Origin of the sequence: Pseudomonas sp. JUb42 (assembly GCF_024807945.1) — a bacterium.
Taxonomy (GTDB): Bacteria; Pseudomonadota; Gammaproteobacteria; order Pseudomonadales; family Pseudomonadaceae; genus Aquipseudomonas.
The window spans coordinates 344,799-365,750 of the sequence record NZ_JANUFD010000005.1 but is presented as its reverse complement, the minus strand read 5'-3'; the positions used below and the strand labels follow the sequence as shown (position 1 = coordinate 365,750).

General features: G+C 61.3%; 21 protein-coding genes. 14 read left to right on the top strand and 7 right to left on the bottom strand.

The window, feature by feature from the left end:
• The first annotated feature begins 2 nt into the window (after positions 1–2).
• Genes cobN through M2401_RS12770 form a run of 3 tightly spaced genes read left to right on the top strand, consistent with a single transcriptional unit; the run spans position 3 to position 5,469 of the window.
• Positions 3–3,770 (top strand): cobaltochelatase subunit CobN, encoded by a 3,768-nt coding sequence (gene cobN, locus M2401_RS12780; protein WP_259103193.1) that lies wholly within the window; start codon positions 3–5, stop codon positions 3,768–3,770.
• A complete protein-coding gene (locus M2401_RS12775) occupies positions 3,770–4,789 on the top strand; it encodes an ATP-binding protein (protein ID WP_259103192.1) in 1,020 nt (339 codons plus the stop codon). The genes cobN and M2401_RS12775 overlap by 1 nt, the downstream gene beginning before the upstream one ends.
• A 53-nt stretch (positions 4,790–4,842) precedes the next feature.
• Positions 4,843–5,469 carry a VWA domain-containing protein gene (locus M2401_RS12770; protein WP_259103302.1) on the top strand — a complete coding sequence of 209 codons (627 nt, stop codon included), beginning with the start codon at positions 4,843–4,845 and terminating at the stop codon, positions 5,467–5,469.
• Between the two features lie 115 nt (positions 5,470–5,584).
• Here M2401_RS12770 and M2401_RS12765 read toward each other — a convergent pair whose 3' ends face one another.
• The gene (locus M2401_RS12765; RefSeq protein WP_259103191.1) at positions 5,585–5,851 is read right to left on the bottom strand and encodes a hypothetical protein; all 267 of its coding nucleotides are present in this window, start codon (positions 5,849–5,851) and stop codon (positions 5,585–5,587) included.
• A gap of 353 nt (positions 5,852–6,204) precedes the next feature.
• Here M2401_RS12765 and M2401_RS12760 point away from each other — a divergent pair, with 353 nt between their 5' ends.
• The gene (locus M2401_RS12760; RefSeq protein WP_259103190.1) at positions 6,205–7,530 is read left to right on the top strand and encodes a sigma-54 dependent transcriptional regulator; all 1,326 of its coding nucleotides are present in this window, start codon (positions 6,205–6,207) and stop codon (positions 7,528–7,530) included.
• Here M2401_RS12760 and M2401_RS12755 read toward each other — a convergent pair.
• Both M2401_RS12755 and pnuC read right to left on the bottom strand, forming a co-directional pair.
• Positions 7,518–8,054: an AAA family ATPase gene (locus tag M2401_RS12755; RefSeq protein ID WP_259103189.1), complete on the bottom strand. Its 537-nt coding sequence runs from the start codon at positions 8,052–8,054 to the stop codon at positions 7,518–7,520. The genes M2401_RS12760 and M2401_RS12755 overlap by 13 nt on opposite strands.
• Entirely contained in the window at positions 8,051–8,611 is a 561-nt protein-coding gene (gene pnuC, locus M2401_RS12750; RefSeq protein ID WP_259103188.1) for a nicotinamide riboside transporter PnuC, read from the bottom strand. The genes M2401_RS12755 and pnuC overlap by 4 nt, the downstream gene beginning before the upstream one ends.
• A gap of 267 nt (positions 8,612–8,878) precedes the next feature.
• On the opposite strand from pnuC, the gene M2401_RS12745 reads away from it, so the two are divergent.
• Complete coding sequence (locus M2401_RS12745) at positions 8,879–9,709, top strand: undecaprenyl-diphosphate phosphatase (RefSeq protein WP_259103187.1); 831 nt, start codon at positions 8,879–8,881, stop codon at positions 9,707–9,709.
• Between the two features lie 159 nt (positions 9,710–9,868).
• Complete coding sequence (locus tag M2401_RS12740) at positions 9,869–10,264, top strand: DUF1294 domain-containing protein (RefSeq protein ID WP_259103180.1); 396 nt, start codon at positions 9,869–9,871, stop codon at positions 10,262–10,264.
• 1 nt (position 10,265) lies between these two features.
• On the opposite strand, the gene M2401_RS12735 is transcribed toward M2401_RS12740, so the two are convergent.
• Both M2401_RS12735 and M2401_RS12730 read right to left on the bottom strand, forming a co-directional pair.
• The gene (locus tag M2401_RS12735; protein WP_259103179.1) at positions 10,266–10,616 is read right to left on the bottom strand and encodes an MmcQ/YjbR family DNA-binding protein; all 351 of its coding nucleotides are present in this window, start codon (positions 10,614–10,616) and stop codon (positions 10,266–10,268) included.
• A 13-nt stretch (positions 10,617–10,629) separates the two neighbouring features.
• The gene (locus M2401_RS12730) at positions 10,630–11,535 is read right to left on the bottom strand and encodes a LysR substrate-binding domain-containing protein (RefSeq protein WP_259103177.1); all 906 of its coding nucleotides are present in this window, start codon (positions 11,533–11,535) and stop codon (positions 10,630–10,632) included.
• 416 nt (positions 11,536–11,951) lie between these two features.
• Here M2401_RS12730 and M2401_RS12725 point away from each other — a divergent pair, with 416 nt between their 5' ends.
• Positions 11,952–12,251 (top strand): DUF6124 family protein, encoded by a 300-nt coding sequence (locus M2401_RS12725; protein ID WP_259103175.1) that lies wholly within the window; start codon positions 11,952–11,954, stop codon positions 12,249–12,251.
• Between the two features lie 12 nt (positions 12,252–12,263).
• Here the strand turns inward: M2401_RS12725 and M2401_RS12720 are convergent, their stop codons facing one another.
• On the bottom strand, positions 12,264–12,401 hold the full coding sequence (locus tag M2401_RS12720) for a hypothetical protein (protein ID WP_259103173.1): 138 nt from the start codon (positions 12,399–12,401) through the stop codon (positions 12,264–12,266).
• A 14-nt stretch (positions 12,402–12,415) separates the two neighbouring features.
• Here M2401_RS12720 and M2401_RS12715 point away from each other — a divergent pair, with 14 nt between their 5' ends.
• A complete protein-coding gene (locus M2401_RS12715) occupies positions 12,416–12,700 on the top strand; it encodes a hypothetical protein (RefSeq protein ID WP_259103171.1) in 285 nt (94 codons plus the stop codon).
• A gap of 76 nt (positions 12,701–12,776) precedes the next feature.
• Positions 12,777–13,391, top strand: a complete 615-nt coding sequence (locus M2401_RS12710; RefSeq protein ID WP_259103170.1) for an FMN-dependent NADH-azoreductase — start codon at positions 12,777–12,779, stop codon at positions 13,389–13,391.
• A gap of 39 nt (positions 13,392–13,430) precedes the next feature.
• Here M2401_RS12710 and M2401_RS12705 read toward each other — a convergent pair whose 3' ends face one another.
• The gene (locus M2401_RS12705) at positions 13,431–14,357 is read right to left on the bottom strand and encodes a DMT family transporter (RefSeq protein ID WP_259103168.1); all 927 of its coding nucleotides are present in this window, start codon (positions 14,355–14,357) and stop codon (positions 13,431–13,433) included.
• A 96-nt stretch (positions 14,358–14,453) separates the two neighbouring features.
• On the opposite strand from M2401_RS12705, the gene M2401_RS12700 reads away from it, so the two are divergent.
• From M2401_RS12700 to M2401_RS12680, 5 genes are all read left to right on the top strand, one after another.
• On the top strand, positions 14,454–15,338 hold the full coding sequence (locus M2401_RS12700) for a LysR family transcriptional regulator (RefSeq protein ID WP_259103167.1): 885 nt from the start codon (positions 14,454–14,456) through the stop codon (positions 15,336–15,338).
• 385 nt (positions 15,339–15,723) lie between these two features.
• Complete coding sequence (locus M2401_RS12695; RefSeq protein ID WP_259103165.1) at positions 15,724–16,791, top strand: dienelactone hydrolase; 1,068 nt, start codon at positions 15,724–15,726, stop codon at positions 16,789–16,791.
• Positions 16,792–17,026: 235 nt separating this feature from the next.
• Positions 17,027–18,079 (top strand): LacI family DNA-binding transcriptional regulator, encoded by a 1,053-nt coding sequence (locus M2401_RS12690; protein ID WP_259103163.1) that lies wholly within the window; start codon positions 17,027–17,029, stop codon positions 18,077–18,079.
• A gap of 252 nt (positions 18,080–18,331) precedes the next feature.
• Positions 18,332–19,627 (top strand): MFS transporter, encoded by a 1,296-nt coding sequence (locus M2401_RS12685; protein WP_259103301.1) that lies wholly within the window; start codon positions 18,332–18,334, stop codon positions 19,625–19,627.
• 156 nt (positions 19,628–19,783) lie between these two features.
• Positions 19,784–20,944 carry an L-talarate/galactarate dehydratase gene (locus M2401_RS12680; RefSeq protein ID WP_259103162.1) on the top strand — a complete coding sequence of 387 codons (1,161 nt, stop codon included), beginning with the start codon at positions 19,784–19,786 and terminating at the stop codon, positions 20,942–20,944.
• Positions 20,945–20,952 lie beyond the last annotated feature (8 nt).

Here is a 20,952-nt window from a genome sequence, read left to right as displayed (position 1 = left end):
CCATGCACCTGCTGAGAACCCAGCCCGGCGGCTTTGTCCCCGATGACAGCATTGCCGACCTGGGCCAGACCCCGGCCGAGTTGGTGATTCTCTGCAGCGGCGACTCCCATCTGGCGTTGCTGGCGGAAACCGCGCAGCAGTTGCCCGACGATTACCCGAGCCTGCGCCTGGCCAACCCGATGCAGGTGCAGAATCACGCGTCCGTCGACCTGTATGTCGACGAGGTGCTGCGCCACGCCAAGGTCATCCTGATTTCCCTGCACGGCGGCGTCGGCTACTGGCGTTACGGCGTCGAACGTCTGGTGGAGCTGGCCGGGCGCGGTGTGCAGGTGATCATGGTCCCCGGCGACGACCGTCCGGACCCGGAACTCAGCGACCTGAGCACCGTGCCTGCCGCCGATGCCGAACGCCTCTGGCACTTCCTGCGCCAGGGCGGTCGACACAATGCCCTGCAGCTGTATCAATTCATGGCCAGTCGCTGGCTCGGCCGGGATTATCCCTGGTCCGAGCCGGTCAGCCTGCCGCGCACGGCGATCTACCATCCGCGCCTGGGCAGTGCCGAGCTGGCGGACTGGCAGGGTGACTGGCAGGCCGATCAGCCGGTGGTGGGCCTGTTGTTCTATCGCTCCCACCTGCAGGCGGCCAATACGGCGTTTATCGACGTGTTCTGCCAGCGCTTGCAGGCCCAGGGCCTCAATCCGCTGCCCATGGCCGTTGCCAGTCTCAAGGAACCGGGCTGCCTGAGCGTGGTGGAGGATTTGCTGGATCAGGTCGACGCCGAATTGATCCTCAATACCACTGGTTTCGCCCAGTCCAGCCCCGAGGCGCCGCATCTGCGGCCGTTCCGCCGCAATATCCCGGTGATCCAGGCCATCTGCGCCCAGGACAACGAAACAGCGTGGGCGGCCAGTGAGCAGGGCCTGGGTTCACGGGACTTGGCCATGCACATTGCCCTGCCGGAACTGGACGGGCGCATCATCAGCCGGCCGATCAGCTTCAAGGACCTGGCCTGGCGCAGTGAGCGCAGCCAGAGCGATGTGGTCTGCTACCGCGCGCAACCGGAACGCATGGACTTTGTCGCCGAACTGGCGCGGCGCTGGATTCTGCTCGGGCGCCTGAACAATGCGGACAAGCGCGTCGCCCTGATTCTGGCCAATTACCCGACCCGCGATGGTCGTATCGGTAACGGTGTTGGCCTGGACACCCCGGCCGCAGCGCTGAATATCCTGCGGGCCTTGCAGGTCGAAGGTTATCCCCTGGCGACGGAGTTGCCCGGTTCCGGCACCGAGCTGATCCAGCAATTGCTGGGCGGGGTCAGCAACGATCTGGACAATCTCGATCAGCGCCCCTGCCACCAGAGCATGGCCCTGGACGAGTATCTGACTCAGTTCAACGCGCTGCCCGAGGCCAATCGCCTGTCCGTGAACGAGCGCTGGGGCAGCCCTGAGGCCGATCCGATGTTTCGTGGCGGACGCATGATGATTGCCGGGCTGCGCTTTGGCCTGACTTTCGTCGGCATTCAACCGGCCCGGGGTTATCAGGTCGATGCCAGCGCGGTCTATCACGACCCGGACCTGGTGCCGCCCCACGGTTACCTGGCGTTCTACTTCTGGCTGCGCAAGGCCTATAGTGCCCACGCGCTGATTCACGTCGGCAAGCACGGCAATCTGGAGTGGCTGCCGGGCAAGGGCGTCGGCCTGTCTGAGCAGTGCTGGCCCGACGCGGTTCTCGGTGCGATGCCCAATATCTATCCCTTCATCGTCAATGATCCGGGGGAGGGCGCCCAGGCCAAGCGCCGTACACAGGCGGTGATCATTGATCACCTGATGCCGCCCCTGACCCGCGCCGAGACCTATGGCCCGCTGCGCGATCTGGAGCTGCTGGCCGACGAGTATTACGACGCGCAACTGCTCGACCCGCGCCGCGCCCAGGAGCTGCAACGGGACATCCTCAAACTGGTGCGCGACAGCCATCTGGACCGCGAACTGGCATTGGACGACAACCTCGACGATCAGGCCGACGCAGCGATCTGGCTGCCGCGCCTGGACACTTACCTGTGCGACCTCAAGGAATCGCAGATTCGTGACGGCCTGCATGTATTCGGCGAGTCGCCCGAGGGCCGTCTGCGCATCGATACCTTGCTGGCCTTGCTGCGCATTCCCCGTGGCGACGGCCGTGGCGCCCAGTCGAGTTTGCTGCGGGCATTGGCCAGGGCCTTCGAGCTGGGCTTCGATCCTCTGGACTGCGAGTTGGCCGAGCCCTGGACGGGCCCGCGTCCGCAAGCGCTGCTGTCTGTCACGGACCAGGTCTGGCGCAGCGCCGGCGATACCCGCGAACGTCTGGAGCTGTTTGCCAGTGCCCTGATCGAGCGGGTGCTGTTGCAGCACGACTTGAACGATTTGCCGGCGCATGAGGACCTGCGCCTGATTTTGCAGAGCCTGCGTGAACAAGTGGCACCGCGTCTGGATGCCTGCGGTCCGGCGGAGATGCAGGGCCTGCTGGACGCCTTGAGCGGCCGTTTCGTCCCTGCAGGCCCAAGTGGTGCGCCGAGTCGCGGGCGTCTGGACGTACTGCCCACCGGGCGCAACTTCTTTTCCGTGGACGTGCGCAACCTGCCCACCACCACGGCCTGGCGCATCGGTTTCCAGTCGGCCAACCTGTTGCTGGAGCGGCATCTGCAGGATCATGGCGACTACCTGCGCCAACTGGGCCTGTCGGTCTGGGGCACGGCGACCATGCGCACCGGTGGCGATGACATCGCCCAGGCCATGGCCCTGATGGGCGTGCGGCCGGTATGGGCCACGGGCAGCCAGCGGGTTGATGACTTCGAGATTCTGCCGCTGAGCCTGCTGGATCGGCCGCGTGTGGACGTGACATTGCGGGTCTCGGGTTTCTTCCGCGATGCCTTCGCCAACCTGATCCGCCTGTTCGACGCGGCGGTGCAGGCGGTGGCGGCCCTGGATGAGCCGGATGACATGAATCCCCTGGCCGCCAGGGTTCGTGAGGAGCGACGCAACCTGCAAGCCGAGGGCTTGAGTGCCGATGACGCGGCGCGGCAGGCGGGTTGGCGCATCTTCGGGGCCAAGCCGGGCGCCTATGGCGCGGGCGTGCAGAACGCTATCGACGGGCGCCTGTGGCAGAGCCGCGAGGATCTGGCCGAGGTTTATCTGAACTGGGGCGCCTATGCCTACGGCGCCGCCGATGACGGTACACCGGCCCGCGAGGGCTTTGCCCGGCGCCTGTCCCAGGTCCAGGCGGTGTTGCAGAATCAGGATAATCGCGAACACGACCTGCTCGATTCCAACGATTACTACCAGTTCCAGGGCGGCATGCTGGCGGCGGTGGAGAGTCTGAGTGGGCACAAGGTCGCCAGTTACCACGGCGACAACAGCCAACCGGACCTGCCGAAAGTGCGTACCCTCAAGGAAGAGCTGAACCGGGTCATACGCTCGCGGGCGGCCAATCCCAAGTGGATCGAAGGGGTCAAGCGCCATGGCTACAAGGGCGCGTTCGAGATGGCAGCGACGGTGGACTTCCTGTTTGCCTTCGACGCCACCACCGAGCTGATCGATGATCACCAATACGCGCTGCTGGCCGATGCTTACTTGCTGGATGATTCGACCCGTGAGTTCATTCGCCAGCACAACCCTGACGCCCTGCGCGACATGACCGAACGCATGCTCGAAGCCCAGCAGCGCGGGCTCTGGCAGGAGCCGGGGGATTACCGGGAAACGCTGGAAAACCTGCTGCTGGATATAGAAGAGAACTGATGACAAGCATTGCCGACATCCCGCATTTTCCTTTGGCCGCCGTGGTGGGTGCCGATGAGCTGAAACTGGCGCTGTGCCTGACCGCCATCGACCCGAAGATCGGCGGTGTGTTGATCGAGGGGCCACGGGGCATGGCCAAGTCGACCCTGGCCCGTGGCCTGGCCGATCTGCTGGCCAGCGGGCAGTTCGTCACCTTGCCCCTGGGCGCCACCGAGGAGCGACTGGTCGGCACCCTGGATCTGGACGCGGCCCTGGGCGAAGGCCGGGCGCAGTTTTCGCCGGGCGTACTGGCCAAGGCCGATGGCGGCGTGCTGTATGTGGATGAGGTCAATCTGCTGGCCGATCATCTGGTCGATCTGCTCCTTGATGTGGCCGCCAGCGGCGTCAATCTGGTGGAGCGCGACGGTATTTCCCACCGTCATTCGGCGCGTTTCGTACTGATCGGCACCATGAACCCGGAAGAGGGCGAATTGCGCCCGCAGTTGCTCGACCGTTTCGGTCTTAACGTCGCTCTGAGCGGGCAGACCCTGCCGGCCGAACGCAGTCAGATCATCCGCCGCCGCCTGGATTTCGACAGCGACCCGCAAGGCTTCTGCGCACAGTGGCAGCCGCAGCAGGAGCAACTGCAACAACGCTGCCAGCAGGCCCGCGTGTTGCTGGCGCAGATTGAGCTGGACGATCGCGCGTTGCAGGCCATCAGCGAGCGTTGTTTTGCCGCCGGTGTCGATGGCTTGCGCGCCGATCTGGTCTGGCTGCGCGCGGCCCGGGCTCATACCGCGTGGCGTGGCGCCCAGGCCATCGAAGAGCAGGATATCGAGGCCGTGGCCGAGTTTGCCCTGCGTCATCGGCGGCGTAACAGCCAGGCCAATGAGCAAAACTCCCAGACACCGGCCCCGCAGAATAATCAAGCGGCAGCCGAGAAACCTGACAATGCTCAGGGTCAATGGGGCGAGTTACCCGCCCAGGCCATCGCCACCGGTCAGCGTCTTGAAGTGCCGAGCTGGCCAAAAAAGCCCTAGGCATCCGTCCTCCTGTAACCTCGACGGCGGATGCCCAGCCCAGGCCCGGAGAGCTGGACGGCGGTAGCCGTGGGGCGATGCGTGCGGGCGAGAGCGGCGCGATCGCCTGGGTGCCGACTTTGCTGCGCGGACGTCCGCGCTATCGCCACGAGCTGATCCGTCAGCCCCGCAGCCGTCGTGCGCAGGAAATCTGGCTGTTGGTGGTCGATGCCTCGGCCTCGACCCGGCGCTCCCAGGCGTTAAGCAAAGCCAAGGGACTGCTGGCACAGATGTTCGATGAGGGTTATCGCCAGCGCGCACGGCTGGCCCTGCTCACCGCCAGTGGCAGCCAGGCCCGCTGGCAGTATCAAGGGCACAAGGCTTCCCGGGCGCTGCAACCCTGGCTCGACAGCCTCGGCGCGGGCGGCGGCACTCCGCTGCCGGAGGCCCTGCAACAGGCGGCCGATTGGTTGCAGCGGCGTGCGCGGCGCTATCCGGATGAAGTACAGAGGGTTTGGGTGCTGACGGATGGGCGTATCAAGGAAACTGCCGGGCTACCGCAGTTTGCCTGCCCGTGCTGCCTGATCGATATTGAACAGGGACCTATTCGTCTCGGGCGGGCGCGGCAACTGGCGGCACAATTGAACGCGCGGTATCAGGCGATAGATGACTTAAAAATTATTCAACAGATAGACGAGTAGGGCAGGAACGTTTTGCAATCTGTGGGAGCGAATTCATTCGCGAAGGCGGAATTGAATCTGCCGACGTCTTCGCGGATGAATCCGCCCCCACAGTTTTCAGCAAGTCAGGTAGTGATCAGGCCGGCATGGTCCAAGGCTTCAGGTCGTAGCCTTCGTTGCTGATTTCAGCACGGGCCTCTTCCAGCCAGTTGGCCAGTTGCGCCTTGTCTGAGTAAGCGCTGCTCGGGATCTGTTTGCGGCCGATACGGGCGCTCATGCGGTCGACGACGGTCAGGTTGAGTACACCGTTACCGTCCTGTGGAGCCCAGGCAACGCATTGAAAAGGTTTGAAAGCGTTGCCAGCGATCAAGAGTACGTCGTTAAAGCGCAGTGGGGCGTTCATGGTCAATTCCTCAAGTGCCCGTATCAATTCAGGTCCGCCGTCGGTGGGCCTACCGCTCGGCTGGTTACTTGTGTTGATGACGGCAACCGGTACATGAGTCACACACAAAAACAAAATTTTTCCGATTTTTTACAAAGCCGCGTCTTTCAACCCCTCCAGGTCAAAACCGACGGATATTTCAGAGCGCCCGTTAATAAGGACGACGGGCCTAATTACTTTTCGGTCTTGCTCATATAGTCAATCGGTACAAGGGTGTGTCAAAAACTTGCTAATGTAAATTTCGGAATCGCCAAGACACTGTTTTAAAAAGATTTATAACTCATGTCCGGTCAATTTGGCGCCAAGGAACCTATATGCATGATGCGGCTACATCGCGACGCCTGTTGATCGTCGATCCTTGCGACAATTGTCACCAGTTGATTCCCGTCCTGAAACTGGCCGGTTGGGCGGTTGACAGCTGTACTCTCGAAGACGCCCTGCGGCGCAGCTGCGACATCGGACTGATTCGCCTGATGCCTCAGCATTTCGAGCATCCCGACCTGGTCAAGGAGCTGATTACTCGCAGCAATACCGAATGGATTGCCGTGCTGACCCCGGATGACCTGCGTCGGGAGAAGATCGGTGACTTTGTTTGTGAGTGGTTTTTCGATTTCCATACCTTGCCATTCGACGTCGCCAGAGTGCAGGTCACGCTGGGTCGCGCCTATGGCATGGCTCGCCTGCGCAGCCAGGGTGGTGTGCCGGCCAGTGCGCCGGAGCATGAAATGCTCGGTGACAGTCGCCCCATCCGCGAATTGCGACGATTGCTGAGCAAGCTGGCGCCCACCGAATCGCCTGTACTGATTCGCGGTGAAAGTGGCACCGGTAAGGAGTTGGTGGCGCGCACACTGCACAGCCAGTCCCATCGACGCAACAAGCCCTTTGTGGCGGTCAATTGCGCGGCAATCCCTGAGCATCTGATTCACTCCGAATTGTTCGGTTACGAGGCGGGGGCGTTCAGTGGCGCCAAGGAAAGGCGAATCGGACGTATCGAGGCGGCCGATGGCGGCACTTTGTTCCTCGATGAGATCGGCGACCTGCCGTTGGACATACAGGCCAATCTGCTGCGTTTTCTGCAGGACAAGCAGATCGAGCGCATGGGCGGGCGCGAAGCGATCCCTATTGATGTACGAATCATCGCCGCGACCCATGTGGACCTGGAGGCCGCCATTCGCAAGAAGCGCTTTCGCGAAGACCTGTATTACCGCCTGAACGTATTGCAGGTGGGTACGGCGCCGCTGCGCGAGCGCCATGGTGACCTGGCCTTGCTGGCCAATCACTTTGCTCATTTCTACAGTCAGGAAACCGGGCGCAGGGCGCGCAACTTCAGTCAGGATGCGCTGATCGCCATGGGCAAGCATGACTGGCCGGGCAATGTTCGCGAGCTGGCCAATCGGGTGCGGCGTGGCCTGGTATTGGCCGATGGGCGGCAGATCGAGGCGTCAGACCTGGGTTTGCTGGGCGACGACGATATCGTCAGCAGCATGGGCACTCTGGACGAGTACAAGTCCCGCGCCGAGCGTCAGGCTTTATGCGACGTACTGACCCGGCACAGTGACAACCTCAGCGTCGCCGCCAAGGTTCTGGGTATTTCACGTCCGACGTTCTATCGCTTGTTGCACAAGCATCAAATTCGCTGATCCTGTTCCAGCAGTTGCTCTACTGCGGCAAAAGCCTGTTCACGGCGCGCGCTCCAGTCGCCAGTAATAACCCGAAACGCCTGCTGATGACGTTCCAGCCAGTGCTGACTGTCAGCGAAGAATTTCTGCCGTTGGCCCAGTTGTGGTTGGCAGCGCTGACCATCACTGACCCAGTCGACACCTTCCGGCGCAAGCAGCAGGTGCAGATCGTAGCGATGGCTCAACAGTTGCGCTTCGATCCATTCCGGGCAAGCAGCAAACAGCGCCTGGCTCCACAACATATTGCTCAACAGATGGGTGTCCAGCACCACCAGCGGGACGGCGGTAGCGCGGGCGGCATCTTCCCGAGCGAGCTGCCCCCGGGCGATGGCATCGATATCGGCGTAGCAGGTGTCGCGGCGATGCAAATCGATGAACTCGCGAACGTATTCGCCCACTACCAGGGCACCGTACTGACGGTGTATTTCGGCGCTGAGCCAGCTTTTGCCACTGGATTCAGGCCCGGTCAGGACCAGCACTTTCATGCCGTCGGCACCAACGCCCGGCGCCACTCACGCCAGCCGAGCACGGCCAGCAGGGTGAACAGGCCATAGAGCGCAGCCGTCAGGTACAGCGCCTTGTACAGAAACAAACCGACGAAAATCACATCGAGCAGGATCCACAGCGGCCAGCATTGCAGGCGTTTCTGCGCCATCCACACCTGAGCCACCAGGCTGAAACCGGTCAGGGCAGCATCCAGCCAGGGTTGCGCGGCGTCGGTGAAGTGCGCCATGGCGGCGCCCAGCAGCAGGCTGACGACTGCGCCTGCCGCCAGCCCCGGCAGCATGGCTTGCACGGTCAGGACGCTGACGGCGCGGGCCGGGGCCTGCTGGCGACGGCTCCACAGCACCCAGCCATAGACTTGCAGGACCGCGTAGATGACCTGTAGCAGCATGTCCGAGTACAACTTCACGTCGAAGAAGATCCAGCTGTACAGCAGCACCATGATCAGCCCGATCGGCCAGCACCAGACGTTCTGCTTAACGGTGAGCCAGACGGCGATTACGCCGAGGGCGGATGCCAATAGTTCAAGGCCTGACAACGGTGACTCCTCGACGGGCGTAAAAAGTGGAGGGCGATTGTAAGCATTTGCGCCTGTGGGGTAGCCGAAAATATTTTGCAGCAGTGCTTATTGTTGCGCGGTGAGCGTTGTCACATGTTGTCTGCTAGCATCGCGCCGCTTTTCCCCGTCAGCCTTCACCGGCATTGAGCATGGCGGGGCGCGATACCTTGCTGGCCCTGTTTGTAGCGGTTTTTGTATACATATTAAGGATGCCTGCCACGTGCACGGCTTCCACTTGGGGGAATGATGGATCTTTGGACCGCCGCTCAGGCGTTGATACTCGGTGTCGTGGAGGGACTGACGGAGTTCCTGCCGATTTCTAGCACCGGCCACCAGATCATTATTGCGGACTTGATCGGTTTCGGTGGCGAACGGGCGATGGCGTTCAACATCATCATCCAGCTGGGGGCCATCCTGGCGGTGGTCTGGGAGTTTCGCCGCAAGATTTTCGATGTGGTTATCGGCCTGCCCAAACAGCGTCAGGCACAACGCTTTACCACCAATCTGCTGATCGCCTTCATGCCGGCGGTGGTGCTGGGGGTATTGCTCTCCGACCTGATTCACCATTACCTGTTCAACCCGATCACCGTGGCCACGGCCCTGGTGGTGGGTGGCGTGATCATGCTCTGGGCCGAACGCCGCGAGCATACGGTGACAGCGGAAACGGTCGATGACATGACCTGGAAGGAAGCCCTGAAAGTCGGCTGCGCGCAATGCCTGGCGATGATTCCGGGCACCTCGCGCTCCGGCTCGACCATCATCGGCGGTCTGTTGTTCGGCCTGTCGCGCAAGGCGGCCACCGAGTTTTCGTTCTTCCTGGCCATGCCGACCATGGTCGGCGCCGCCGTTCTCTCGGGCTACAAGTACCGGCATCTGTTCAAGCCCGATGACCTCGGAGTGATTGCCATCGGCTTCGTCACTTCGTTCATCTTCGCGATGATTGCCGTGCGCGGGCTGCTCAAGTTCATTGCCAGCCATAGTTATGCGGTGTTCGCCTGGTATCGGATTGCCTTTGGCCTGCTGATTCTGGCGACCTGGCAGTTCGGCTGGATTGATTGGTCGTCGGCGCAACCTTAAGCTTCGTCACGCCATACATATTGGCCTGCTGGAGCGAGGCTTGCCCGCGAATTGAGCGTCGCGACAATTCAGACGTACAGCGTCGAGGTCTTCGCGGGCGAGCCTCGCTCCAACGAGGTAACCGCTTGGTGGGGCGAGATTTCCTGCCCGAGAGTAAAAATGCGTTCAGATGTGCAGTGGCTCAAATTAAAACTGGCGATTTTTCTGGGCCTGTGTGCGTTGCCAGGCTTCGGACTGGTATCGATGTGGCTCAAGGGCGGCTCGCGACTGCCAGCACTGGCTTACCTGTTGGCGAGCGTACTGGCTTTTGCCCTGTATGCACGGGACAAGTATCAGGCGCGCAACGACGGCTGGCGCACTCCGGAGAAGGTCCTCCATGCCGCCGAGCTGCTGGGCGGCTGGGCGGGGGCGCTGTTGGCGCAGCAGGTGTTTCGCCATAAGACCCGCAAGGCGTCCTATCAAGTGTTGTTCTGGCTGATCGTGCTGCTGCATGAGCTGTTCTGGCTGGATCGGGTGTTGCTTGGCGGGACCTTTATCTCCCGCCATTTGTACTGACTCAGCTATCCAGCTTGAGCGCGATCTGCTGGCGTTTTGGCAGGCGTGCCACCACCAACTGGTGCGAGCGTGTCAGCAGTTCGGTCAGCTCGCCGTCGCTCAAAGGCGGTGGCAGGGCCATGCTGATCCAGTGGGCGCGCGCCAGGTAGGGCGCTGGACGGATGCCGGGCCGGTCGACATAACCGAGAAAGAGATCGCTGCCGACCTTGAACGCCAGGTCATCGCCCGACAAGCCCATGACCGCGAACATCTTGTTCGTGGCAATGGAAAACACCCGCACGCCCCCCCATTTATAGTCCTCCCGAGCGCCTGGCAGGCTCAGGCAAAAGGCGGCGATTGCTTCGATATCCATGCTCATCTCCTGTTCATGCGCCGTTGTCTTCAGATTTGAAGGCGCTGCTGACGTGCTCGATCCACGCTCTGACGGCGGGCAGCATACCCCGGCGCTGGGTGTAGGCCGCCTGCAGATTGCCGGCGGGCAGCGACCAGTCGGGCAGTAGCTGGATCAGGCTGCCGTCGGCCAATTCCTTCTGACAATTCAACAGTGGCAGCATCGTCGCGCCTAGCCCGGCCAGGGCCGCACCCTTGCGCATCGGGAAGTCATCAATGGCCAGGCGCGGTTCGGCGGAGAAATCCTGGCGCTCGCCGTCACGGTGGGTCAATTGGAAGTGCACCTTGCGCGCGGCGTCGATGGCGCCGAGGATCGGCAGCCTGGCCAAGTCATTCGGCGTGCGGATGTCATGGCCTGCGAGCAGTGCCGGGGAGGCCACCAGCAATGCCCGGGCAGGGAGCAGCTGACGTACGATCAGTTGCGGGTCTTCGTCGCCGATATCGCGTACGCGTAGGGCGACATCGATGCTTTCGTTGACCAGATCGACCCGCCGATTGACCAGCAGCATTTCCAGTTGCACCTGCGGGTGGCTGGCAAGAAATTCATTGACCACCGCCGACAGGTTCCACTGCAACATGCCCAGCGGACACGACACCCGCAGGCGCCCGCGCGGCTCGGTGGACAGCGAGGCCACGGCCTCATCGGCCATTTCCGCTTCCAGCAGCATGGCCTGGCAGTGAGTCAGATAGCGCTCGCCGACGGCAGTCAGTGCCAGTTTGCGTGTAGTGCGCTGCAGCAGGCTGACATTCAGGCGTTCTTCCAGTTCGGCAATGCGCCGCGACAGACGCGACTTGGGGATGCCTAATTCACGCCCGGCTGCGGCGAAACCGCCGTGTTCGACGACTTTGACGAAATAATAGAGATCGTTGAGGTCCTGCATGAGAAGTTCGACTGTTCTATGAATGGGGCGAACCTTCGCATTGCCGGGGGTTGGGCGTCTACTGCGGGTTAGCACTGTCACACAGAACCACAGCAGTGGCGATCCCCGCAAAAGTGGCTCGTTGCGAGACGTCTCTCTTTCTTCTGAGTGAAATTTCCGAGAGAATCCCCGACCGCTTGCGCTGGTCAATTTCGATCTCTAGGCTGCCTGCCGTCGCTGATATTCAGTGATAGGGCTTGGCCGCCCATGGTGAGAAAAAGATGCAGTCGCTTGTGCTGTTTGCGGACGCTGTCAGTCCGCGCATGCGTTATGGCAACTGTGCAAGGGACACCTTCGGGTGTGCCGGGTTTATCTTTTTCCCCGGTCGGCCAACCCTTGTGCCGTTGCCACCTTTTTCGCTTGGCCGCGTGAGGGTGGTGATTTCATTCACCGAAAAAGAGTTACTTCATGAAAAAGATAGTCCCCGATCCCCCGTAGCAACCATCCTCGCCGCCCTGGCGTACTTCGAAGAGCGCCTGAATCACGCCTCTGACCTGCTCAACTGCGCCAATGCCACTACCTATGAAGCGGGCGATAACCTGCAAGGCCAGGACCGTGCACTGGTCATGGCCAGCACCCATCTGATTGCCCAGACCCAGGGGCTGATCGAACAGATGATCGATTACCTGCCAGGTGTGTCGGGGGCGTGCAGGGCGTTCGCTGAAATAGAGGTTTAACAGCCTTTCCAGCTATTTCGAGTGGCCCGGGTGTTCCGCAGACGACAGATAACTGTGCGCCGACCCGCGTGCCACCCGAATGACCAGAGCCGTAAAGCCATAGGCCGCAACAAAGGCAAAAATCAAAACCAGCGAGGCCAGAATCAGCATGTTCGATGCTCCCCTTGGGCCAGCCGCAATGGCTGGCGTTGAATGAATGGGACAAGCATCCGCTGAATGAAAGCGGCGCAGAAACGAACATGGGTGATGGCGATAATCGATGGGGGCGATGGTTACGGGGCGGCGATCCGTTGGAGCAGGGCTTGCCCGCGAAGAACGATGACGCGATTTATCTGAGAAACCCCGCCGCCCGATTCGCGGGCAAGCCTCGCTCCTACATAGAAAGTGAGTTACTGCAATTTACAGACTGTCCTGTTGATGGGACAAACTATCGCAAAAATGCAGACTAATCGATCATTGATATGACCTGTAGGATTATCCCCACTTGATCGCCAAGTGGCGATTCTCACTTTGGGAAGCATTCATATGAAACTGTTGCATATCGATTCCAGCATTCTTGGTGATCACTCGGCCTCCCGTCAGTTGAGCCGCGCCGTGGTTGACGCCTATAAGGCCGTCGATGCCACTGCCGAAGTCAGCTACCTGGACCTGGCCGCTGAAGGCGCCCTGGGCCACTTCAACGGTGCAAGCCTGGCCGCTGGCGGTACACCTGCCGATGCCCGCTCTGCCGCGCAGAAGCTGGAAGCCGAAACCAACGAAGCGACCCTGCAGCAGTTCATCGATGCTGACGTCGTGGTGATCGGCGCGCCGATGTACAACTTCAGCATTCCGAGCCAGCTCAAGGCGTGGATCGACCGTGTTGCCGTTGCCGGCCGCACCTTCCGTTACACCGAAGCCGGTCCAGAAGGCCTGTGTGGTGGCAAGAAACTGATCATCGTGTCGACTTCCGGTGGCCTGCATGTGGGTCAGCCAACCGCCGCCGGTCACGAGAACCTGCTGCGTGTACTGTTCGGTTTCCTCGGTATCACCGATATCGAATTCGTCTTTGCCCACGGTCTGGCCTACGGTGACGAGCCGCGCGCCAATGCGATCACCGCTGCGCAGAAGCAGATCGCTGAAGAGCTGTTCGCGACTGCCTGATCAAGCCGCTGGCTTGTCAAATAAACTCCGTCACCTTGTTCAGGGCGACGGAGTTTTTTGTTTTATGGCCGGGCTCAGCGTCAACGCCAGCACGCTCGCCAGGACGATGACGGTGCCAACGATAACCATGAGCCCAGGGCGTTCGGCCAGAGCGATGGCGGCCATGGACATGGCGGTGGGCGGAATCAGGTAGAGCGCCAGGGCAGCGCGGCTGACATTGCTGTGTGCCAGCACATAGGCCCAGGCCAGATACGCCAGGGCACTGGGGAAAATCCCCAGGATCAGCACCGCCAGGTTGGCCGCGGCAGAGGCATGTAGCGCGACCTGCCACAGGCCCGGCGCGTAGATCAGCAGCAGTGCCGTGCCCGACCAGACCGTGTAACAGACGATGGTCAGCCCGCTGTAACGATGGCAATGACGTTTCTGCAGGGCGAAATACAGGCTCCAGGACAAGGCTGCCAGCGGAATCAACAGGGCCTGCGGGTTTAGCCCGGCCAAACCATGATCGCCGCCAGCGACGATGGCAATGCCGAACAGGCCGCACAGCACACAGGCCCACTGCCTGGCATTGACCCGCTCCTTGAACACGAAATGCGCCAGCAGCGTGCTGAACAGTGGTGTGGTTTGCGCCAGTACGCTGGCCGCCCCGGCGCTGACACCCTGTTGTCCGTAATTGAGGGCAGTGTGGTGCAGGCTTACGGCAAACAGACCGAGAAGGGCCAGTACCGGCAGGTCTTGCAGGCGCGGCAGGGAAATACCCATGACCAACGCCACTCCAGCCATGAAGATCGAGGCCACGATAAAGCGCAGCAGCGCCAGATGAGCGGGGCCGTAGTCGTGCAGCGCAATATGGACCCCCGTTGGCGAATAGGCCCAGCAGAGAATCACGAACAGCGTGGCCATGCCGATTTTCAGGTTGGGCCTGGGTCTTTCGGTTGCTTGAGCGGTGGGCGTGATGGCTTGCATGTCGCGACTCCTGATCATCGAAGCGGCGAGTATCAAAAAGCCCTTGTCTCACTACAAGTGACTTAAACTGAGCTGATCATTCACTTTGAGTCAGTCATGGAAATCGCCCAACTGCGCATGTTCAAGACAGTCCACGACCTGGGCAGCATCGTCCGTGCTGCCGAGGTCCTGCACTGCGTGCCGTCCAATATCACCGCCCGGCTCAAGTCGTTGGAGCGGGAAATGGGGGCGACGCTGTTTTTCCGTGAAGGACGAGGCTTGCGCATCAGCCCGGCTGGCGAGGTGCTGCTGGACTACGCACGGAAAATCCTCGCCCTGGCCGATGAGGCCCGCCATGCCTTGGGGCCGGGCGCTGCACCCAGCGGCCCGCTGCGCATCGGTGCCATCGAGTCGAGCGCGTCCGGGCGGCTGCCCCGGCTGCTGGCCAAATACCATGCGCTGTACCCCCAGGTCTGCCTGGAGTTGAGCACCGGTAACTGGACCCAGTTGCTCGACGATATTCGCCATCGCCGGCTCGATGGCGCGATTGTCGCGGTGGACGTCGAGCGCCAGGGGCTCAAGCGCTCGGTGATGTACCGTGAAGACCTGATTCTGATCGCGCCAACGTCTGATGGTCCTATGCGTACGGCGGCAGATTTGCAGGGCAAGGCGATTTTCATGTGGCCTGCGGGCTGTCCCTATCGTTTTGCCCTGGAACAATGGCTGTTGCGCCATGAACAGGTGCAGCCAATCACCAGCATTGCCAGCTATGGCGCGATCGTCGGTTGTGTCAGTGCCGGTGCCGGGGTCGCCCTGGTGCCTCGCGGGATCTACGAGCAATACCGGGCCGGGGCGGGTTGGCAGGGCCATGAGTTCGCTGAACTGGCGAGTATCGACAACCTGTTCTACTGGCATGAAAGCGCCGGACGGCACCCTGCCCGTGACGCCTTTGTCGAGTTGTTACAGGCTGAGTTCAGGGAGCCCGTGACACTCTTTGAATGATCTTGTGACTTGCAAGCGCTGAATCTCTTCCTCTCACCCCCATTTGCGCCGTGACCTCTGGTCGCGCTGGAGGGTTGTTCTCAGTTGCGGATCTATATTTATTTGTTGGTAGCGACGGAGTTTTCTGCTGCGGCAGCGGTCAATTCCGCTGAGGCTCCAGGATTTACGATTTCGTTACGAACGACGTTTCCTTATCGAAAGTAAGATAACGCCCTGAAGCTTGACCGACTTATCAGTTTTACCTGTGTGAAAAGTTGTAGTGGGTATCTGGCCCGACTTGTGCAGGGCTGTATCCCATGAAGGTGCGATAAGTGCGCCGTTGGCGGGTTTGCCGTGTGGTATGGGTGGGGTAGCAGTTCGAACTTGGAAGGGGTAGGGCCTGACGATGGTACGTCTTTGTGCAGTGATGCTGGTGTGTCTGCTCGATAGCCTGATTTCGGTGCAAGTGCAGGCCGAGGAGCAATGGAGTGCGGGTTTCCACGAGTTGAGCTTCCTCGATCCCCTGGATTCCCAGCCGATGAAGGCCATTGCCTTCTATCCGTCCACGGACGACGAACAGGTCACCAAAGTCCAGGGCTATGAACTCCACGCTGGCGAAGATGCCCATATCGCCATGGGCCGTTTCCCACTGTTGATGTTGTCCCACGGCAACACTGGTACGCCGCTTGCGCTGCACGACCTGGCCACGTCCCTGGCGCGCCAGGGTTTTGTGGTGGTCGCAGTGCTGCACCCCGGCGATAACTATCTCGATCACAGCCGTCTGGGTGCCCTGAGCAACCTGTACGGCCGCCCCCTGCAGATTTCCGAAGCCATCAGCGCCGCGCTGGTCGATCCCATGCTGTCGCCTTACCTGAGCCCGCGTCAGGTCGGGGTGATCGGCTATTCCGCTGGCGGTGAGACTGCATTGATCCTCGCGGGTGCCCAGCCGGACCTGCAACGCTTGCGTGAATACTGCATCGAACGTCCGCAGGACCGCGACGCCTGCAAAACCCGGGGCGAGCTGCTGGTCGACCGTGAAGACCTGCACGCCAAGGCCGACCCAAGGGTCCGTGCCCTGATGCTGATGGCGCCGTTGAGCCTGATGTTCGGCCGCCAGACCCTCAGTGATGTGCAGGTGCCGGTGCTGATGTATGCCGGTGATGGCGATGAGCTGTTGGCCCTGGACAAGAACGCCCAGGCCTTGGCGCGCAAGCTGCCCAAGAGCCCGGAGTTCAAGCTGCTGGCCGGGGCAGGGCACTTTGTGTTCATGGCACCATGCACCGACGAGCAACGGGCGACCATTCCGGTGATGTGCAACGACCGCGTGGGCGTGGACCGTGAAGATATCCATCGGCAACTGAGCTCCGATGCCGGTCAGTTCTTCGACAGCGCTCTGGGCGTATCGGAGCTGGCCGGGATGCAGACGGCGCATCGTGATCAGGGCGGGTCTGCACAGGCCAGTGCAGGGCTTTAAGGGTTATTGGCTGCAGCTCCCTTTGCTGTGGCCATGCACGGACGCTGTGTGGGAGCGAATTTATTCGCGAAGGGCCGGGACATTCGATGCATGTTTATCGTTTGAACGACCTGTTCGCGAATGAATTCGCTCCCACAAAAATCGTGCCGCTGATTTGCTTTCGTGCGTGCAACGCGCAGCTTTGGTAAATTCGCTTCCCGCCGTTACCCCGTAGCGCTTCGAACCCGGAAACCCCATGCCGAAGAAATCCGGAAAGTCCACGGTCGCCATGGACCTGTCCCTGCCGAAAAAAGCTTCCAGCCTTACCCTGATCGATGTTGCCAAGGTTGCCGGGGTTTCGCCCATGACGGTTTCCCGGGCCTTGCATCGCCCCGAATTGGTCAGTGAGGAGACCCGCGACAAGGTTCGCGAAGCCGTGCGCAAGACCGGTTATGTGTCGAACATGCTGGCCGGTGGCCTGGCCAGTAACAAGAGCCGTCTGGTGGCGATCTTTCTGCCGACCATTGCCAACTCCATCTTCGCCGATACAGTGCAGGCGCTGATGGACCGTCTGACCGAGGCGGGCTACCAGACCTTGTTGGGGCTGACCGGTTATTCCGCCGAACAGGAAGAGAAACTGCTCGAAGCGGTGCTGGGGCGTCGTCCGGACGGTATTGTTCTGACCGGCACATTGCACACCGAGTCCAGCCGCCTGCGCCTGGCGCAGTCGGGCATTCCGGTGGTGGAGGCCTGGGACCTCAGTGAGCAGCCGTTGGACATGCTGGTAGGGTTCTCTCATGAGCAAGTGGGCGAAGAAACCGCGCGGCATCTGCTCGGCAAAGGTTACAAGCGCTTTGCCGTGGTGACCATCAGCGACCCCCGGGGGCTGCGGCGCTGCCACAGTCTGATTGCCGAGTTGCAGCGTCATGGCATCGAACAGGTGCCGATGCAGGTCATGACCCCTCCGGCGACTCTTGAGGTCGGCAGGGAAGGGCTCAAGGCGCTGCTTGATCAGGGCGAGCGCCCGGATATCGTGGTATGCAGTTCCGACACCATTGCCCAGGGCATTCTCGCCGAAGCCGCCAGCCGCGGCCTGCAGGTGCCGAGCGACTTGGCGGTCATGGGCTTCGGCGACTTGAGCAGCGCCGCGCAGGTCTATCCGGCGCTGTCCACCGTTCGCGTCGATGGCAGCAAGATCGGCCAATATGTCGCCCAAGCGCTGCTGGATCGCTTCAAATACCCCGAAGGCAGCCACGACCCGGTGCGCGTCGACACTGGCTTTACCTTGATCGATCGGCAAAGTACCTGATCTCGTTTTTTTAAAAAACCTTGTTTTGTGGCGTTGAATGATTGCGCAATCAGTGTAAGATCGGCCCCAAGGTGATCTGCCTGCCGCGCAGTACCTTTTTTTTGAAGTTGTTATGATTGCGCAATCATTACAATCACAAAGACCTTGGAGAAGGGCAGGCCAGCACTGCAACACCACACAATAAGGACAACAACAGTGAGCATTCCTACGCCGTCGATAGCGAGGACCAACGTCCGCTATCTCATCCTCGCGATGATCTTTATCGTCACCGTCTTCAACTACGTGGACCGCGCCACCCTGTCCATCGCCGCACCCGCCATGCGCGGCGATCTGGGCTTTGACGCGATCACCATGGGCATCGCCTTTTCTGCCTTCGGCTGGGCCTATACCAGCATGCAGATTCCTGGCGGTATCGTCCTCGATCGCTTCGGTTCCCGCGTAGTGCTGGGCATGAGCCTGATCATCTGGTCGGCACTGACCTTCCTGCAGGGTTACGTGGACATGTTCAGCTCGGCCTTCCTGGCGCTGTTCGTCCTGCGCTTCCTGATGGGCGTGGCCGAATCCCCGGCGTTCCCGGCCAACAACCGCCTGACGGTGATGTGGTTTCCGCGTCACGAGCGTGGCCTGGCCACGGCGATCTTCCAGTCGGCGCAATACTTTGCCCTGGCCGCGTTCACACCGTTGATGGTGCTGCTGCTCAACAGTTTCGGCTGGCAGCATGTGTTCTTCTGGACCGGCGGCGCCGGGATCCTGATCGGCCTGCTGTGGTTCAAGATGGTTCATGAGCCGCGCAAGGATAAGCGCGCCAATCAGGCCGAAATCGACTACATCGAAGCCGGTGGTGGCCTGCCCAATATGGGTGACGTGAAGACGCCCTTCAGCTGGAAGCGGGTTCGCGCCATTGGTGGGAACCGCATGATGCTCGGCGTCTATCTAGGGCAGTTCTGCCTGACCTCCATCACCTGGTTCTTCCTGACCTGGTTCCCCACCTACCTGATCGAAGCCAAGGGCTTGACCATGCTCAAGGTCGGCCTGGTCGCGGCGATCCCGCCGATTGCCGGCTGCCTGGGCGGCATGATCGGCGGCATCTGGTCGGACTGGATGCTCAAGAAAGGCTTCAGCCTGACCGCCGCCCGCAAGACCCCGATCATCTGCGGACTGTTGCTGTCGAGCACCATCGTTGTCGCCAACTACACCCAATCGGTGCCGTTGGTGATCCTGGTGATGTCGGTGGCGTTCTTCGCCAAGGGCGTCGGCAACCTGGGCTGGTGCATCGTCGGTGATGTTTCGCCGAAACGGGCCATGGGCATCAGCGGGGCGATGTTCAACTTCTGCGGCAACATCGCCAGCATCGTCACCCCCATCGCCATTGGTGTGCTGGTCAATCAGCTCGGCTCTTTCGACTCGGCGCTGCTGTACGTCGGTGCCATGGGCCTGCTCGGCGCCTTTGCCTACCTGTTTATCGTCGGGCCGCTCAAGCGCCTGGAAATTGATGATGGTGAGGATGAGCCGCAGCCTGCTGTCGCGGCCCAGCCAACTCATAACTGACTGAATAACTGCAATTTGGTAGCCCTGTGGGAGCGTGGCTTGCCCGCGAAGAACGATACCTCGGTCTGGCAGGTACACCGCAGCGACTGTTTCGCGGGCAAGCCTCGCTCCCACAACGTCATGACAAGCCTTTTATTTGCCCCAAGGAGAGCCCTCATGCTCGCACAACAACAAAACCTCAAATCCTCCGATGACGATCGTATTGCCTGGGTCCGGGTGTCCTCAGTGTTCCTGCCCCTGGCCAACCCGATCAGTGATGCCAAGGTGCTCACCGGGCGGCAGAAGCCGATGACCGAAATCGCCATCCTGTTCGCTGAAATCGAAACGGTCGATGGTCATCGCGGTCTGGGTTTCAGCTATTCCAAGCGCGCCGGTGGCCCTGGCCAGTTCGCGCATGCCAAGGAAATCGCCCCGGCGCTGATCGGTGAGAACCCCAGCGATATCGCCAAGCTGTGGACCAAGCTGTGCTGGGCCGGTGCTTCGGTGGGCCGCAGCGGCATGTCGACCCAGGCCATCGGCGCCTTCGACGTCGCCCTGTGGGACCTCAAGGCCAAGCGCGCCAACCTGTCCCTGGCCCGCCTGCTCGGCGCCCAGCGTGATTCCGTACGCTGCTACAACACCTCCGGCGGCTTCCTGCACACGCCCCTGGAGCAACTGCTGCACAACACCGATATGTCCCGCGAGAAAGGTATTGGCGGTATCAAGCTCAAGGTCGGCCAGCCGGACTGCGCCCTCGACCTGCATCGGGTCAGCACCGTGCGCAAGCACCTGGGCGACAATTTTCCGTTGATGGTCGACGCCAACCAGCAGTGGGATCGCCCGACCGCCCAGCGTATGTGCCGGCGCTTCGAAGAGTTCAACCTGATCTGGATTGAAGAGCCCCTGGACTGCTACGACGCCGAAGGCCATGCGGCCCTGGCGCAACAGTTCGATACGCCGATCGCCACCGGGGAAATGCTCACCAGCGTCGCCGAGCACGCCGAGTTCATCAAGCTGCGCGGCGCTGACTTCCTGATGCCCGATGCGCCTCGCGTCGGCGGTATCACGCCATACCTGAAAGTTGCGGCCATGGCCGAGCAGGCCGGTGTGATGCTGGCACCGCACTTCGCGATGGAGCTGCATGTGCACCTGGCGGCGGCCTATCCGACCGAGCCGTGGGTCGAGCATTTCGAGTGGCTGGAGCCGCTGTTCAACGAACGCCTGGAAACCCGCGACGGCCGCATGCTGGTGCCGACCCGTCCGGGCCTGGGCCTGTCCATGAGCGAACAGGTCAAGGTCTGGACCGCGCAAGAGGTGGAAGTGGGTATTCGCCCATAACCCTTGAG

Bases quoted from the DNA above. Each gene is read 5' to 3' on its own strand.
- cobN (WP_259103193.1), top strand. From the start codon at position 3: ATGCACCTGCTGAGAACCCAGCCCGGCGGCTTTGTCCCCGATGACAGC.
- M2401_RS12775 (WP_259103192.1), top strand. From the start codon at position 3,770: ATGACAAGCATTGCCGACATCCCGCATTTTCCTTTGGCCGCCGTGGTG.
- M2401_RS12765 (WP_259103191.1), bottom strand. From the start codon at position 5,851: ATGAACGCCCCACTGCGCTTTAACGACGTACTCTTGATCGCTGGCAAC.
- M2401_RS12760 (WP_259103190.1), top strand. From the start codon at position 6,205: ATGCATGATGCGGCTACATCGCGACGCCTGTTGATCGTCGATCCTTGC.
- M2401_RS12755 (WP_259103189.1), bottom strand. From the start codon at position 8,054: ATGAAAGTGCTGGTCCTGACCGGGCCTGAATCCAGTGGCAAAAGCTGG.
- M2401_RS12745 (WP_259103187.1), top strand. From the start codon at position 8,879: ATGGATCTTTGGACCGCCGCTCAGGCGTTGATACTCGGTGTCGTGGAG.
- M2401_RS12740 (WP_259103180.1), top strand. From the start codon at position 9,869: ATGCGTTCAGATGTGCAGTGGCTCAAATTAAAACTGGCGATTTTTCTG.
- M2401_RS12735 (WP_259103179.1), bottom strand. From the start codon at position 10,616: ATGGATATCGAAGCAATCGCCGCCTTTTGCCTGAGCCTGCCAGGCGCT.
- M2401_RS12730 (WP_259103177.1), bottom strand. From the start codon at position 11,535: ATGCAGGACCTCAACGATCTCTATTATTTCGTCAAAGTCGTCGAACAC.
- M2401_RS12720 (WP_259103173.1), bottom strand. From the start codon at position 12,401: ATGCTGATTCTGGCCTCGCTGGTTTTGATTTTTGCCTTTGTTGCGGCC.
- M2401_RS12710 (WP_259103170.1), top strand. From the start codon at position 12,777: ATGAAACTGTTGCATATCGATTCCAGCATTCTTGGTGATCACTCGGCC.
- M2401_RS12705 (WP_259103168.1), bottom strand. From the start codon at position 14,357: ATGCAAGCCATCACGCCCACCGCTCAAGCAACCGAAAGACCCAGGCCC.
- M2401_RS12700 (WP_259103167.1), top strand. From the start codon at position 14,454: ATGGAAATCGCCCAACTGCGCATGTTCAAGACAGTCCACGACCTGGGC.
- M2401_RS12695 (WP_259103165.1), top strand. From the start codon at position 15,724: ATGGTACGTCTTTGTGCAGTGATGCTGGTGTGTCTGCTCGATAGCCTG.
- M2401_RS12690 (WP_259103163.1), top strand. From the start codon at position 17,027: ATGCCGAAGAAATCCGGAAAGTCCACGGTCGCCATGGACCTGTCCCTG.
- M2401_RS12685 (WP_259103301.1), top strand. From the start codon at position 18,332: ATGATCTTTATCGTCACCGTCTTCAACTACGTGGACCGCGCCACCCTG.
- M2401_RS12680 (WP_259103162.1), top strand. From the start codon at position 19,784: ATGCTCGCACAACAACAAAACCTCAAATCCTCCGATGACGATCGTATT.